Source organism: Salmonella sp. 32120201201600049SM (assembly GCF_017572835.1).
Taxonomy (GTDB): domain Bacteria; phylum Pseudomonadota; class Gammaproteobacteria; order Enterobacterales; family Enterobacteriaceae; genus Salmonella; species Salmonella enterica.
Map to the genome: position 1 here is coordinate 124,271 of NZ_JAGESA010000012.1, position 13,755 is coordinate 138,025.

Here is a 13,755-nt window from a genome sequence, read left to right on the forward strand (position 1 = left end):
TTTTTTAAACCAAACGATTATATATGGGGTCTTAACGCGAGATCCATTTTTGCAGTGTTTTTCATTTTAGGGGTTTATTGATGAGCGATATGCACTCGCTGCTGATAGCGGCAATTTTGGGTGTGGTCGAAGGATTGACGGAGTTTTTGCCGGTATCCAGCACGGGCCATATGATTATTGTGGGTCATCTGATGGGGTTTGAAGGCGATACGGCCAAGACATTCGAAGTGGTGATTCAACTTGGATCTATTCTGGCGGTCGTGGTGATGTTCTGGCGGCGGTTGTTTGGTCTCATCGGTATTCACTTTGGCCGCCCGCTACAGCGTGAAGGTGAAAGTAAAGGTCGATTAACGTTGATTCACATCCTGCTGGGCATGATTCCGGCGGTGGTGCTGGGGTTAGTCTTTCATGACACGATCAAGTCGCTATTTAACCCGATTAACGTGATGTACGCGCTGGTGGTAGGCGGTCTGTTGCTGATTGCCGCCGAGTGCCTGAAGCCGAAAGAACCGCGCGCGCCGGGGCTGGATGATATGACGTATCGTCAGGCGTTTATGATTGGCTGTTTCCAGTGTCTGGCGCTGTGGCCGGGCTTCTCGCGTTCCGGAGCGACCATTTCCGGTGGGATGCTGATGGGCGTCAGCCGTTACGCCGCCTCTGAGTTCTCGTTCTTACTGGCTGTGCCGATGATGATGGGCGCAACGGTTCTGGATCTCTACAAAAGTTGGTCATTCCTGACCGCAGCGGATATTCCAATGTTCGCGGTGGGCTTTGTGACGGCGTTTGTGGTGGCGCTGATCGCTATCAAGACCTTCCTGCAACTGATTAAGCGTATCTCGTTTATTCCGTTTGCGATTTACCGCTTTGTGGTGGCGGCTGCCGTTTACGTTGTCTTCTTCTGATGATTGACCGTGCCGGATGGCGGAGTACCGCCTTGTCCGGCCTAACTGTTTTGTCGGTCTGATAAGTGCAGCGCCATCAGGCAATTTATCGTGCCGGATGGCGTTTAGCTGGCGGGGTTCGGGCAGCGCTTCTCTTTCCAGTTGGCGACCGCTGCAATTCGTCGCTTGGTCAGCTCCTCGCGAATCTCAATGCCCTTAAATCCGGCCTCCACCACCTCTTTCGTCGGTACCGCTTGGGCCACCTGCCAGGCTTCGCGCAGCCAGCGCCCCTGCGGGTAATCCGACGCTTCAAATCCGGTACGTCCACGGACATCGGCCTCGCTGGTCAGCGCAATCTGCTCGACGCGCTGCGGTTTACGCCATGCATCAATGGCGTCAAACAGCTTAACGATCGTTTTCGGCTGGAGTATCGGAAAGGTGTGGATCAGATCATGGTACTCGGCGACCAGTTTAGCTAAATCACGCAGGTCATTGGGGACGCGCAAACGCTGGCATAACTGTTCGACCAGTTTCACGCCCGCCGGGCCGTGACCATGATGGCGCGGCCAGAGGTTTTTCGGCGTTAAGCCTTTGCCCAGGTCATGACAAAGCGTGGCGAAACGGACATCAAGCTGCGGACTGAGCATGGCGGCCATCGACAGCGTCATCAGCGTATGAACTCCGGTATCAATTTCCGGATGCCACTTTGCCGGCGCGGGCACGCCAAACAGGGCGTCGATTTCCGGAAACAGGACGCGCAGGGCGCCGCAGTCGCGCAATACCTGGAAGTAAACCTGCGGATTGCGGGTGGTAAGCGCATTTTCCGTCTCTTTCCATACCCGTTCCGGCGTCAGATGTTCCAGCTCGCCTGCCGCGGTCATTTCGCGCATTAGCGCCAGTGTTTCATCGGCGATACGGAAACTCAGATGAGCGTAACGGGCAGCAAAACGCGCCACGCGCAATACGCGCAAGGGATCTTCGCCAAACGCGGGAGAGACATGGCGCAGTAGACGTGCCTCCAGATCCCGGCGCCCGTGGTAAGGGTCGATAATCTGGCCGTCATCGTCGCGCGCCAGAGCATTAATGGTCAGATCGCGACGCTGGAGATCGGCTTCCAGGGTAACGTCCGGCGCGGCATAACAGGTGAAGCCCGTGTAGCCGGAACCGGATTTACGCTCAGTACGCGCCAGCGCGTATTCTTCGTGAGTTTGCGGATGGAGAAACACAGGAAAATCACGGCCTACCTGCTGGTAGCCCGCATCAAGCATCTCCTGCGGCGTGGCGCCGACAACGACCCAATCTTTATCTTTAACCGGTAGCCCTAACAACGCATCCCGAACCGCACCACCGACCAGATAAATCTTCACGCCACTTTCCTTTTAAAAACGATCATCCTCTAATGATAAGACAGTGCCGCAGAGAAGGCGATTTAGTTCATCCAGCGGTCTTTGCGTTTACGGCTTGGGATCATATGCGGCAGCACCAGCCCTAACAGCAAGCCAATACCCAATACACCGCCGCCATACATAAACCACTGCATAATAATGGTGCGCTGTTTGTCATCCAGTTGCAGATTCGCGGCACTAACTTTTTTCTGCGCGACAATCAGCTCGTTTTTCAGCTTCTGGTTCTCTTCTTTTAGCCCGTTGATGACGCTGTCGCTTTGCGCCACTTTCTGCTGCATATCGGCGGTGCGCTGATTCCACGTGGTATCAATATTGTTGAGTTTATCGGTTAACGTTTTGACCTGATTTTCCAGATCCGGCACGCGGGTACGCAGGCTTGGCGTGGTATTCAGTTCTTTTAACGGTATCCAGGCAGTACGACCAGAACTGTCTTTAATTTGACCATAGTTGGCATCGCTCTGTAAGAGCGTGACTTCCTCGCCGGCGTTGACGGTACCCACAAGGCGATAATTATCTCCCGGACCGCTGCGGACCCAGGTATTCAGTTCATCAGAAACGTAACGCGTCTCTTCAGCATGAGAGACGGCGGTGGCGCTAAGCGCAAGTAAAGTTAGTCCAATCAGGCGTAATTTTGGCATCAGGCTGTCGTTATTGTCAGAGAAAGTGGAACGATAGTAACGGCATCAGTGTCGCTACGCAAAGTAGTCGACATCAATCGGAATCATCTGTGTCGCCTTTGCCGCTACGTCAAACTTTTACGCCCGTCAAATTGCTCGTTGCATGGCAATTTGGCGCAAAATACTATCTACTGACAAAAATAATGCGGGTAAGTTCGCCAAGAATCTTCCCAGATGTGACATAACCCATAAGTACAAGGCCATGGCTCAGGAAATCGAATTAAAGTTTATCGTCAATCACGACGCCGTAGATGCGCTGCGAAATCATCTTCATACGCTCGGCGGCGAGCATCATGCGCCCAGCCAGTTGCTGAATATCTACTTCGAAACGCCTGATAACTGGCTACGCCGCCATGATATGGGGCTGCGTATTCGTGGTGAAAATGGGCGCTATGAAATGACCATGAAAATTGCCGGCCGGGTAACGGGCGGGCTGCACCAGCGACCCGAATACAATGTCGCGCTAAGCGAACCCGTGCTGGATCTGACGCAACTTCCGGCGGAGGTCTGGCCGGATGGCAAACTGCCCGCTGGCCTGGCATCAAGCGTACAGCCGCTGTTCAGTACCGATTTTTACCGGGAAAAATGGTGTCTGGACGTTGACGGCAGCAGGATTGAAATTGCGCTCGATCTCGGCGACGTAAAAGCGGGCGAGTTTGCCGAACCGATTTGTGAGCTGGAGCTTGAGTTGCTTCGCGGCGATACGCGCGCCGTGTTAAAACTGGCGAAGCAACTGCTGTCGCAAACCGGTTTGCGTCAGGGCAGTCTGAGTAAGGCGGCGCGAGGTTATCACCTGGCGCAGGGGAATGCGCCGCGAGAGAATACACCAACGGCAATTCTGCGGACTGCCGCGAAAGCCACGGTAGAGCAAGGGCTGGAGGCCTCGCTGGATCTGGCGTTGTCACAGTGGCAGTACCATGAAGAGCTCTGGCTGCGCGGCGACGAGTCGGCGAAAGAACACGTGCTGGATGCTATGGGGTTGGTGCGCCATGCCTTAATGCTCTTTGGTGGCATTGTTCCGCGTAAAGCGAGCGCTCACTTACGTGATCTACTTACCCAGGCGGAAGCGACGATGACATCCGCGGTGTCCGCCGTCACAGCCGTTTATAGTACGCAAACGGCGATGGCGAAACTGGCATTGACGGAATGGCTGGTGACGAAAGCCTGGCAGCCATTTCTGGACGCGAAGGCGCAGGCCAAAATGGCCGATTCTTTTAAGCGTTTCGCCGACATTCATCTTTCTCGTCATGCTGCTGAATTAAAAAAAGTTTTTGGACAACCGCTGGGTGATAAGTATCGCGACCAGTTGCCGCGTTTGACTCGCGATATCGACAGCGTTTTACTGCTGGCTGGGTATTATGATGCGATGGTCGCGCAGGCATGGCTGGAGAACTGGCAGGGATTGCGTCACGCCATTCTTACCGGACAACGTATTGAAATTGAACATTTCCGTAATGAGGCCATTAACCAGCAGCCGTTCTGGTTGCACAGCGGAAAACGATAATCAGAACCGTAGAAAGCGCCTGATGACGCCGCGCTTATCAGGCTTACGGTATGCGGACTTGTAGGCCGGATCAGGCGAAACGCCGCCATCCGGCATTATTTAAAGGATATCCCCTAAATGACGCCGCTCTCTTCACCCTTATCGCAGTACTGGCAGACCGTTGTTGAGCGCCTACCAGAAGGATTTACTGAGACATCGCTTAGCGTGCAGGCGAAGTCAGTACTTACATTTAGCGATTTTGCGCTGGATAGCGTGATAGCGCATCCGGAGTGGCTTGCCGAACTGGAATCCGCATCGCCGCAGGCTGATGAATGGCGACATTATGCTGGCTGGTTACAGGAGGCGTTGGCAGGTGTCTGTGACGACGCCTCGCTGATGCGTGAACTGAGGTTTTTTCGTCGTCGCATCATGGTACGCATCGCCTGGGCGCAGACGCTGTCGCTGGTGGACGATGAGACTATTTTACAACAGTTGAGCCATCTGGCGGAGACGCTCATTGTGGGGGCGCGCGACTGGCTGTATGCCGCCTGTTGCCGCGAATGGGGAACCCCCTGTAACCCGCAGGGCGTTCCGCAGCCGCTGTTGATTTTAGGCATGGGCAAGCTGGGCGGCGGCGAACTGAATTTTTCGTCTGATATCGATCTGATTTTCGCCTGGCCGGAACATGGCGAGACCCGGGGCGGGCGTCGTGAACTCGATAACGCCCAGTTTTTTACGCGTCTCGGGCAGCGGCTGATCAAAGCGCTGGATCAGCCCACAATGGATGGTTTTGTCTATCGGGTGGACATGCGCCTGCGACCGTTTGGCGACAGCGGCCCGCTGGTACTGAGTTTTGCCGCGCTGGAGGATTACTATCAGGAGCAAGGACGCGACTGGGAACGCTACGCCATGGTGAAAGCGCGGCTAATGGGCGATAACGACGACGCCTGGTCTCGTGAATTACGCGCCATGCTGCGGCCTTTCGTTTTCCGCCGCTATATCGATTTCAGCGTCATCCAGTCGCTACGTAATATGAAAGGGATGATCGCCCGCGAAGTGCGACGCCGCGGTTTGAAGGACAACATTAAACTTGGCGCGGGCGGTATTCGGGAAATTGAGTTTATCGTGCAGGTATTCCAGCTCATCCGCGGCGGACGCGAGCCGTCGCTACAGTCGCGTTCGTTACTGCCGACGCTGGATGCTATCTCTGCGCTGCATTTGCTGCCTGAGAATGACGTGGCGCAACTGCGCGTGGCCTATCTTTTTCTACGTCGTCTGGAGAATCTGCTGCAAAGCATCAATGACGAACAGACGCAAACGTTGCCTGCCGACGATCTGAATCGGGCGCGGCTGGCCTGGGGAATGAAGGCGGAGAACTGGCCGCAGCTTGTTGGCGAACTGACGGATCATATGGCTAATGTACGCCGCGTATTCAACGAATTAATTGGCGATGATGAAGCCGATACCCCGCAGGAGGAAGAACGTTCAGAGCCGTGGCGTGAAGTATGGCAGGATGCGCTACAGGAGGATGATTCGACGCCAGTGCTGGCGCATTTAGCCGATGAGGATCGGCGACAAGTTCTGACCCTCATCGCTGACTTCCGTAAGGAACTGGATAAACGCCCTATCGGCCCGCGCGGGCGGCAAGTGCTGGACCAACTGATGCCGCACCTGCTTGCTGATGTCTGCTCTCGCGAAGACGCCGCTGTTACGCTATCGCGGATAACGCCGTTGCTGGCGGGGATTGTCACTCGCACCACCTATCTGGAGCTGCTGAGCGAATTTCCTGGCGCGCTGAAACACCTGATTATGCTCTGCGCCGCTTCGCCAATGATAGCGAGCCAACTGGCGCGTTATCCGTTGTTGCTTGATGAACTGCTCGACCCCGGCACGCTTTATCAGCCGACGGCTACCGACGCTTACCGCGACGAATTACGCCAGTATTTGCTGCGCGTGCCGGAAGAGGACGAAGAACAACAACTGGAGGCATTACGCCAGTTTAAACAGGCACAGCTTTTGCGAATTGCGGCGGCGGATATTGCCGGTACGCTGCCGGTGATGAAAGTGAGCGATCACCTCACATGGCTGGCAGAGGCGATGATTGATGCTGTGGTGCAGCAGGCGTGGACGCAAATGGTTGCGCGTTATGGTCAGCCAGCGCATCTGGACGAGCGCCAGGGGCGGGGGTTTGCGGTTGTCGGTTATGGCAAGTTGGGCGGATGGGAGCTGGGCTACAGTTCCGATCTGGATCTCATCTTCCTGCATGACTGTCCGATGGACGTCATGACCAACGGCGAACGCGAAATCGACGGGCGGCAGTTTTATCTGCGCCTGGCGCAGCGCATTATGCATCTGTTCAGTACGCGCACCTCCTCCGGCATTTTGTATGAGGTGGATGCGCGTCTACGCCCCTCTGGCGCGGCGGGAATGCTGGTGACTTCAGCGGACGCGTTTGCCGATTATCAGCAGCATGAAGCCTGGACCTGGGAACATCAGGCGTTGGTACGCGCTCGCGTGGTATATGGCGACCCGCAGCTTACCTCACAGTTTGATGCGGTACGCCGCACTATCATGACGACGGCGCGTGACGGTAAGACATTGCAGACTGAAGTGCGTGAAATGCGCGAGAAAATGCGGGCGCATCTCGGCAATAAGTATCGCGATCGTTTTGATATTAAAGCTGATGAAGGCGGTATTACGGATATTGAGTTTATCGCGCAATATCTGGTACTGCGCTACGCTCATGAAAAACCTAAATTAACGCGCTGGTCTGATAACGTGCGCATCCTGGAGCTTCTGGCGCAAAACGGCATTATGGATGAACACGAAGCGCAGGCGCTGACGGTAGCCTACACCACTCTGCGTGATGAACTGCACCACCTGGCGTTGCAGGAGCTTCCCGGTCATGTGGCGCAGACGTGTTTTAGCAAAGAGCGCGCGCTGGTGCAGGCAAGCTGGCGGAAGTGGCTGGTAGCCGTTTGAATTATGCTATTATCGCGCGCAAATTTTGAATCTCTCAGGAGACAGGAATGAAAGTAAATCTGCCAGCGTTTGAACGTGCAGGCGTCATGGTTGTGGGTGATGTAATGCTGGATCGCTATTGGTATGGCCCCACTTGCCGTATTTCACCGGAAGCGCCGGTGCCCGTGGTTAAGGTAAATACCGTTGAGGAACGCCCGGGCGGCGCGGCGAACGTGGCGATGAACATTGCGTCTCTGGGAGCGAACGCCCGTCTGGTCGGCCTGACGGGTATTGATGACGCCGCGCGCGCGCTGAGCAAAACGCTGGCAGAGGTCAATGTGAAGTGCGACTTCGTTTCTGTGCCGACGCATCCGACGATTACCAAACTGCGCGTGCTATCACGTAATCAGCAGCTCATTCGTCTTGATTTTGAAGAAGGCTTTGAGGGGGTGGACCCGCAGCCGTTGCATGAGCGTATCAACCAAGCGCTGGGATCGATCGGCGCGCTGGTATTGTCCGATTATGCCAAAGGCGCTCTGACCAGCGTGCAGACTATGATTTCCCTGGCGCGCCAGGCGGGCGTGCCGGTGCTCATCGATCCGAAAGGAACGGATTTTGAACGTTACCGCGGCGCCACGCTGCTGACGCCAAACCTTTCTGAATTCGAGGCGGTCGCGGGGAAATGTAAAAGCGAAGACGAACTGGTTGAACGCGGCATGAAGCTCATTGCCGATTACGACCTTTCCGCGCTGTTGGTCACGCGTTCCGAACAGGGAATGACGCTGCTGCAACCGAATAAAGCGCCGCTACATATGCCGACGCAGGCGCAGGAAGTTTATGATGTTACCGGTGCGGGCGATACGGTGATCGGCGTGCTGGCGGCGACGCTGGCGGCGGGAAATACCCTGGAAGAGGCGTGTTATTTCGCCAATGCGGCGGCGGGCGTAGTGGTAGGTAAACTCGGGACGTCAACGGTTTCCCCTATTGAGCTGGAAAACGCAGTGCGCGGACGCGCGGATACCGGCTTCGGCGTCATGACCGAAGAGGAGTTGAGACAGGCCGTCGCCAGCGCGCGTAAGCGTGGCGAGAAAGTGGTTATGACCAACGGCGTTTTCGATATTCTGCACGCGGGCCACGTCTCTTATCTGGCGAACGCGCGCAAACTGGGCGACCGCCTGATTGTTGCGGTCAATAGTGACGCCTCGACTAAACGTCTGAAAGGCGAAAGCCGTCCGGTTAATCCGCTCGAACAGCGTATGATCGTGCTGGGCGCGCTGGAGTCGGTCGACTGGGTTGTCTCTTTTGAAGAGGATACGCCGCAACGACTGATTGCCGGTATTCTGCCGGATCTGCTGGTAAAAGGCGGCGACTATAAGCCGGAAGAGATCGCGGGCAGCGAAGAGGTCTGGGCCAACGGCGGCGAAGTCATGGTGCTGAACTTCGAAGATGGTTGTTCCACGACCAATATCATCAAAAAGATCCAGACCGAGAGCGAGAAGTAAAACCGCGTCATCAGGCGTTACAGACGCTGCGGGCGCTGATTTTGAAGGCGCGTCGGACATTTTGTTTCGACGCGTATCTCGCGGTTGACGCTGCTTTTTTTTCGACCTAAAGTAAAGGAATAAGGGTGAGAGGGGATCTCTCCCCCCTCTGATTGGCTGTTAGTAAGCTGCGAAACTTATCAGTAACAGAACAATCAGTATGATGACCTGGTGCATCATAACCCTTTCCTTATTAAAGCCCCTTCCTCGGGAGGGGCTTTCCCGTTTCAGCCCCTTGCTGACATCGCGATTGTTGGTGAGTGGCCTGTCTGGCGCAAGGGCTTTCTCCCGCCGATTTTGCGTTACTGGATCGCCCAAGCAAAACGGCCTGCTGGTCATAACGCTTTGTACAGACAAGGTGGAAAAAAGATAAAAAAATCCCCGGTCTTATGACCAGGGACAGGAGATATGGCGGGGGGTTATTGCTCTTTTACCGTTGCTTCGCGATTAATCTCATCCGTTGCCGATGAAACCAACGGCGTGGTCAGCGCCTTTAGCGAGCCGCCAGCGATGCCAATCTCGTTTAACAGCGAATCGATCAGCGGCGCCTGGGTACGATAGGTGAGCGCGGCAGATAACGCTTGTTCCGCCAGGTTTCCCCCGTTAGCGCCGCCAGCGGCGACGTCGCCCGCCGTCGCGCCGCGATTGAGGCCATCGACCTGAATAATCTTAATGCCGTCGATGGATTTCATCGGTTCAACAGACTTCTCAATAACAGCAGGTAACGATTGTAAGAGCGCTAGTTTAAATTTGAGGCTGGTTTGTTCGTCAGAAAGCACGTTGATAGCGTCATTCAGCGCCCGTTGCGCTTCGGCTTCCGCCAGACCTTTTTTACGCGTTGCTTCCGCCAGTTCGATGATGGCGGCGGCTTGCAATTCTGCCGCTTCTTTCTCTGCTTTTGCCCGGACGGTCAGTTCGACCGCTTTGGTTTCCGCATCCTGCGCCGCGGCGATCAGAGCGACCTGCTTGGCGCGATCCGCTTCGGCGGTCTGGCGGGTGGTTTCTACGTTTTGCTGGGCGCGAACCGCATCGGCCAGCGCGTCGTTGGCGCGCGCTTCCGCTTGTGATTGCTGCTCGGATTTGGCGGCAATGGCGATAGATTTCGTCTGGTTGGCGATTTCTGTCACCTGTTGCTGTTCGATCTCTTTAATACGTACTTCACGCTCGGCCTCAACTTTCCTGGACCGTACTGCTTGCTCACGTTCGATCTCCGTCTCCTGGATCTGCCGCTCAGCAAGAATGCGCGTCTGTTCTGCTTCACGATGGCGCTCGGCCTCAAAAGCGGCAATTTTGGCGTTTTGTTCGGCGGTGCGGGTTTTAACCTGTTGCTCCTGCTCCAGAGTCATAAAGGCTTCTTGCTGCTCGATTTCCAGCTTGCGTTCAAGCGCGTCGCGGTTCTTTTCGCGCACCGCCACTTCCACATCCTGTTCCACTTCATTACGTTCACGACGGCGGCGTTCGGTTTCCTGCGTCAGTTTCGTCAGACCTTCGGCATCAAAGGCGTTGTTTGGGTTGAAATGTTCTTTGGACGTTTGGTTAAAGTTGGTTAAGGAGACGCTTTCCAGCTCCAGACCGTTTTTCGACAAATCTTCCGCAACGGTGTTTTGTACGCCCTGAACGAAGTTTTCACGCGTATCCTGTAGCTCATGCATCGTCATCTGGGCCGCGGTAGCGCGTAAGGCGTCAACGAATTTATCCTCAACCAGCATACGCAGATCTTCCGGCGACAGCGTTCGCTGGCCAAGCGTTTGTGCGGCGGTGGCAATACCTTCAACAGAGGGTTTTACACGTACGAAGAAAGCGACGACCACGTCAACGCGCATACGATCTTTGGTGATCAGGCTATCGACGGTAGCACGGCTGACTTCAAGTTTTAGGGTATTCATATTGATCGGAATAATTTCGTGAAAGATTGGCATCACAATAGCGCCGCCGCTCATCACCACTTTTTGCCCGCCAAGCCCGGTACGGACAAACGCCTGTTCCGCAGATGCGCGGCGATAGAGGCGAGCAAAAATGATCCCGATAATTAGTAAGACGATAACCGCCACGATGGCGGTAAACATCCATGATGGCAATATGCCAAAAACATCATCCATTATGTAAGTTCCTCTCAATTAGACATAGAAGGTACGCTCAGCCAAATAACGCGTTGCGGAAAGTCGGCAGACAATCAGCACCTTGTCTCCTTTTTTAAATTCTTTTCCCTTTTCAGGTTCCAGCAGTAAATAGTGAATCTGGCCGAACTTATCGGTAAATTTTCCTTCGCAAGGTGTACCGGCGACGGCGGCGTGGCCGGTAATAATCGCCATGCCGCCGATAAATTCCTCTTCCCGGAGGGCGGAGCTTTCATCTCTGGGTAGCCAGGGCGCGAGGATTTTTCCGCTGTAATGCACGGCAAAGACCGACAGGACAATGCTCAACGGGACCAGCAGCAGATTGCTGAGCGGCGCCTGCCAGAGCATGATCCCGCCATGCTGGATGAGGATACCGAAGAGGCCGAAATAGCCGGCCAATAGACAGAGGACGACCAGGGCGGGAACGCGTCCAATATTCAGATAATGAAGCGCCTGGCCCGCAGGGCCGGATGACAGGGCGTCATAATGATCGAGATGAGCGTCGAGCGCGCCTGAAAGAAAGTGGCCAAAAATCAGAGAAATCATCTCCAGCACGCCGATAAAGAAAACGAACGCAATGGCAAACAGATAGGGGCTATTATACTCCGCAAATAAGGTCATATTTTCTATCCTTGTCGCCGCCTTCAGAAGGGTGTTCGCGTGATAATTTTCATGCTTGTTATTTCACTGCGTTACAATATCATGTGACCCATATCTCCTTAAGTCCGAAAAGCGATTTATCCGTCGTTATCTTTGGTGAATATTGTGATTTTGCGCATTAAATTTGCGCACGTTATGTATAAAACCGCCGTACATATAGGGAAATACTGAAATTAGAAAAAGCATATAGCCTTAACAGAATTCAATAACTGGAGGGTATGCTGATGAACAACAATAACGTCTATTCACTAAATAATTTTGATTTTCTGGCGCGCAGTTTTGCCAGAATGCAGGCGGAGGGGCGTCCTGTTGATATCCAGGCGGTAACCGGCAATATGGACGAGGAGCATCGCGACTGGTTTTGCAAGCGTTACGCGCTTTACTGCCAGCAGGCGACTCAGGCGAAAAGGTTAGAATTAGAACACTAATGCAGGCTCCCTTATACAGGCGCAGGACATTATTCAGATCTTATATGAGCGGGCCGTCAGGCCCGTTCACGTTTTTACTCTTGTGGATCGACTGGCGGAATGGCGGGCGCAGGTTTTACTTCTTCAGGCTTGTCGCGAGCTTCCAGTTCGCTGAGGCGTTGCTCCAGCAGCGCCAGTTTTTCCCGGGTGCGCAGCAAGACCTGAGTCTGGACATCAAACTCTTCGCGGCTCACCAGATCGAGACGCGTCAGCTGAGATTGCAGCGTTTGACGGATTTTTTTCTCGATATCTTCCCCGAACTCGCGAATACCTTTCGGCATTGACTCATGAACCTGGCGTGCGATTTGCTCAATTTTTTTCGGGTCAATCATTGTGGTTTCCCTGAACTGGTAAGTGTTAGCTCTTATTGTAGTGCGATATGTGGACGCCATAAACCAGAATTGTGTGACGTCATACGGAGTAAAGGCGTTGATGAAGGTAATCAATAGCGTTATAGTTAACCCGCTTATTCTCAGGGCGGGGCGAAATTCCCCACCGGCGGTAAATCAGCGATGTTTAACGCATTTCTCATCACGGCGCGCCGTGACGGAACGCGGAGAGCAGGTTGAAAGCCCGCGAGCGCTTTTTGCCATAGCGAAAAGGTCAGCAGATCCGGTGTAATTCCGGGGCCGACGGTTAAAGTCCGGATGGGAGAGGGTAACGATCCAGTCGGGCATGGACCCGCTCACGTTATTTTTTTGCCGCTTGTCGGCACTCCTAAGACTGCCCTGATTCTGGTAACCATAATGTTAATGAGGTTTTTTTACCATGAATCAGACGCTACTTTCCTCTTTTGGTACGCCTTTTGAACGTGTTGAACTTGCACTGGATGCGCTGCGTGAAGGACGCGGTGTGATGGTGCTTGATGATGAAGATCGTGAAAACGAAGGCGATATGATTTTCCCCGCAGAGACGATGACCGTAGAACAGATGGCGTTAACCATTCGTCACGGTAGCGGTATTGTTTGCCTGTGTATTACTGAAGATCGTCGTAAGCAGCTCGACTTGCCAATGATGGTGGAAAACAACACCAGCGCCTACGGCACCGGTTTTACCGTGACCATTGAAGCCGCAGAAGGCGTGACCACCGGCGTTTCCGCCGCTGACCGTGTCACTACGGTGCGTGCGGCAATTAAGGATGGCGCAAAACCGTCCGATCTTAACCGTCCGGGGCACGTTTTCCCACTGCGCGCTCAGGCGGGCGGCGTGCTGACGCGCGGGGGTCATACGGAGGCGACCATCGATCTGATGACGCTGGCCGGTTTTAAACCTGCAGGTGTACTGTGCGAGTTGACTAACGACGATGGGACGATGGCGCGCGCGCCGGAGTGTATCGCGTTTGCAGGCCAGCATAATATGGCGGTAGTCACGATTGAAGATCTGGTGGCTTACCGCCAGGCGCATGAGCGCAAAGCCAGCTGATCGAACGGATCATTGACTAGTCCTGATATAGGTTGACAGTTTTTTGTCTGTAAAACGCCTGATGAACATCATCGGGCGTTTTGTATTTCAGGGCCAGGTGTGGCCGTTCATGGTTATAAATTGCCACGGACTCTTTTACT

12 protein-coding genes and 1 riboswitch are annotated in these 13,755 nt (G+C 54.3%); of the genes, 6 read left to right on the top strand and 6 right to left on the bottom strand.

Annotated elements, in window-relative coordinates; genetic code table 11:
• The first annotated feature begins 80 nt into the window (after positions 1-80).
• The gene (gene bacA / locus J4650_RS19670; RefSeq protein ID WP_023993920.1) at positions 81-902 is read left to right on the top strand and encodes an undecaprenyl-diphosphate phosphatase; all 822 of its coding nucleotides are present in this window, start codon (positions 81-83) and stop codon (positions 900-902) included.
• A 104-nt stretch (positions 903-1,006) separates the two neighbouring features.
• On the opposite strand, the gene J4650_RS19675 is transcribed toward bacA, so the two are convergent.
• Together J4650_RS19675 and J4650_RS19680 are read right to left on the bottom strand one after the other, a co-directional pair.
• Positions 1,007-2,248, bottom strand: a complete 1,242-nt coding sequence (locus tag J4650_RS19675; protein WP_000708447.1) for a multifunctional CCA addition/repair protein — start codon at positions 2,246-2,248, stop codon at positions 1,007-1,009.
• A gap of 62 nt (positions 2,249-2,310) precedes the next feature.
• Positions 2,311-2,925, bottom strand: a complete 615-nt coding sequence (locus J4650_RS19680; RefSeq protein ID WP_001125344.1) for a TIGR04211 family SH3 domain-containing protein — start codon at positions 2,923-2,925, stop codon at positions 2,311-2,313.
• A 241-nt stretch (positions 2,926-3,166) separates the two neighbouring features.
• On the opposite strand from J4650_RS19680, the gene J4650_RS19685 reads away from it, so the two are divergent.
• From J4650_RS19685 to hldE, 3 genes are all read left to right on the top strand, one after another.
• Positions 3,167-4,468: an inorganic triphosphatase gene (locus tag J4650_RS19685; RefSeq protein WP_021000792.1), complete on the top strand. Its 1,302-nt coding sequence runs from the start codon at positions 3,167-3,169 to the stop codon at positions 4,466-4,468.
• A 117-nt stretch (positions 4,469-4,585) separates the two neighbouring features.
• Positions 4,586-7,429, top strand: coding sequence for a bifunctional [glutamate--ammonia ligase]-adenylyl-L-tyrosine phosphorylase/[glutamate--ammonia-ligase] adenylyltransferase (glnE, locus tag J4650_RS19690; protein WP_023993919.1), 2,844 nt, complete (start codon positions 4,586-4,588; stop codon positions 7,427-7,429).
• 47 nt (positions 7,430-7,476) lie between these two features.
• Entirely contained in the window at positions 7,477-8,910 is a 1,434-nt protein-coding gene (hldE, locus tag J4650_RS19695) for a bifunctional D-glycero-beta-D-manno-heptose-7-phosphate kinase/D-glycero-beta-D-manno-heptose 1-phosphate adenylyltransferase HldE (RefSeq protein ID WP_000867682.1), read from the top strand.
• A gap of 159 nt (positions 8,911-9,069) precedes the next feature.
• On the opposite strand, the gene J4650_RS19700 is transcribed toward hldE, so the two are convergent.
• The 3 genes from J4650_RS19700 to J4650_RS19710 form a co-directional block, all read right to left on the bottom strand.
• Positions 9,070-9,129 (bottom strand): type I toxin-antitoxin system Ibs family toxin, encoded by a 60-nt coding sequence (locus J4650_RS19700; protein WP_001804776.1) that lies wholly within the window; start codon positions 9,127-9,129, stop codon positions 9,070-9,072.
• A 239-nt stretch (positions 9,130-9,368) separates the two neighbouring features.
• Positions 9,369-11,048, bottom strand: coding sequence for a flotillin family protein (locus J4650_RS19705; RefSeq protein ID WP_000342879.1), 1,680 nt, complete (start codon positions 11,046-11,048; stop codon positions 9,369-9,371).
• A gap of 18 nt (positions 11,049-11,066) precedes the next feature.
• On the bottom strand, positions 11,067-11,687 hold the full coding sequence (locus J4650_RS19710) for an OB-fold-containig protein (RefSeq protein ID WP_000171739.1): 621 nt from the start codon (positions 11,685-11,687) through the stop codon (positions 11,067-11,069).
• A gap of 257 nt (positions 11,688-11,944) precedes the next feature.
• Between J4650_RS19710 and glgS the strand changes: the two genes are divergently transcribed.
• Positions 11,945-12,154 (top strand): cell surface composition regulator GlgS, encoded by a 210-nt coding sequence (gene glgS / locus J4650_RS19715; RefSeq protein ID WP_000928927.1) that lies wholly within the window; start codon positions 11,945-11,947, stop codon positions 12,152-12,154.
• A gap of 74 nt (positions 12,155-12,228) precedes the next feature.
• Here glgS and ubiK read toward each other — a convergent pair whose 3' ends face one another.
• Positions 12,229-12,525, bottom strand: a complete 297-nt coding sequence (gene ubiK, locus J4650_RS19720) for a ubiquinone biosynthesis accessory factor UbiK (protein ID WP_000566824.1) — start codon at positions 12,523-12,525, stop codon at positions 12,229-12,231.
• 132 nt (positions 12,526-12,657) lie between these two features.
• Positions 12,658-12,856: riboswitch (FMN riboswitch) on the top strand.
• Between the two features lie 105 nt (positions 12,857-12,961).
• Here ubiK and ribB point away from each other — a divergent pair.
• On the top strand, positions 12,962-13,615 hold the full coding sequence (ribB, locus tag J4650_RS19725; RefSeq protein WP_001076978.1) for a 3,4-dihydroxy-2-butanone-4-phosphate synthase: 654 nt from the start codon (positions 12,962-12,964) through the stop codon (positions 13,613-13,615).
• The last annotated feature ends 140 nt before the right edge of the window (positions 13,616-13,755 follow it).

Coding starts and splice junctions, on each gene's coding strand:
- hldE (WP_000867682.1), top strand. CDS start 7,477: ATGAAAGTAAATCTGCCAGCGTTTGAACGTGCAGGCGTCATGGTTGTG.
- ubiK (WP_000566824.1), bottom strand. CDS start 12,525: ATGATTGACCCGAAAAAAATTGAGCAAATCGCACGCCAGGTTCATGAG.
- glnE (WP_023993919.1), top strand. CDS start 4,586: ATGACGCCGCTCTCTTCACCCTTATCGCAGTACTGGCAGACCGTTGTT.
- J4650_RS19685 (WP_021000792.1), top strand. CDS start 3,167: ATGGCTCAGGAAATCGAATTAAAGTTTATCGTCAATCACGACGCCGTA.
- J4650_RS19705 (WP_000342879.1), bottom strand. CDS start 11,048: ATGGATGATGTTTTTGGCATATTGCCATCATGGATGTTTACCGCCATC.
- J4650_RS19680 (WP_001125344.1), bottom strand. CDS start 2,925: ATGCCAAAATTACGCCTGATTGGACTAACTTTACTTGCGCTTAGCGCC.
- ribB (WP_001076978.1), top strand. CDS start 12,962: ATGAATCAGACGCTACTTTCCTCTTTTGGTACGCCTTTTGAACGTGTT.
- bacA (WP_023993920.1), top strand. CDS start 81: ATGAGCGATATGCACTCGCTGCTGATAGCGGCAATTTTGGGTGTGGTC.
- J4650_RS19710 (WP_000171739.1), bottom strand. CDS start 11,687: ATGACCTTATTTGCGGAGTATAATAGCCCCTATCTGTTTGCCATTGCG.
- glgS (WP_000928927.1), top strand. CDS start 11,945: ATGCTGATGAACAACAATAACGTCTATTCACTAAATAATTTTGATTTT.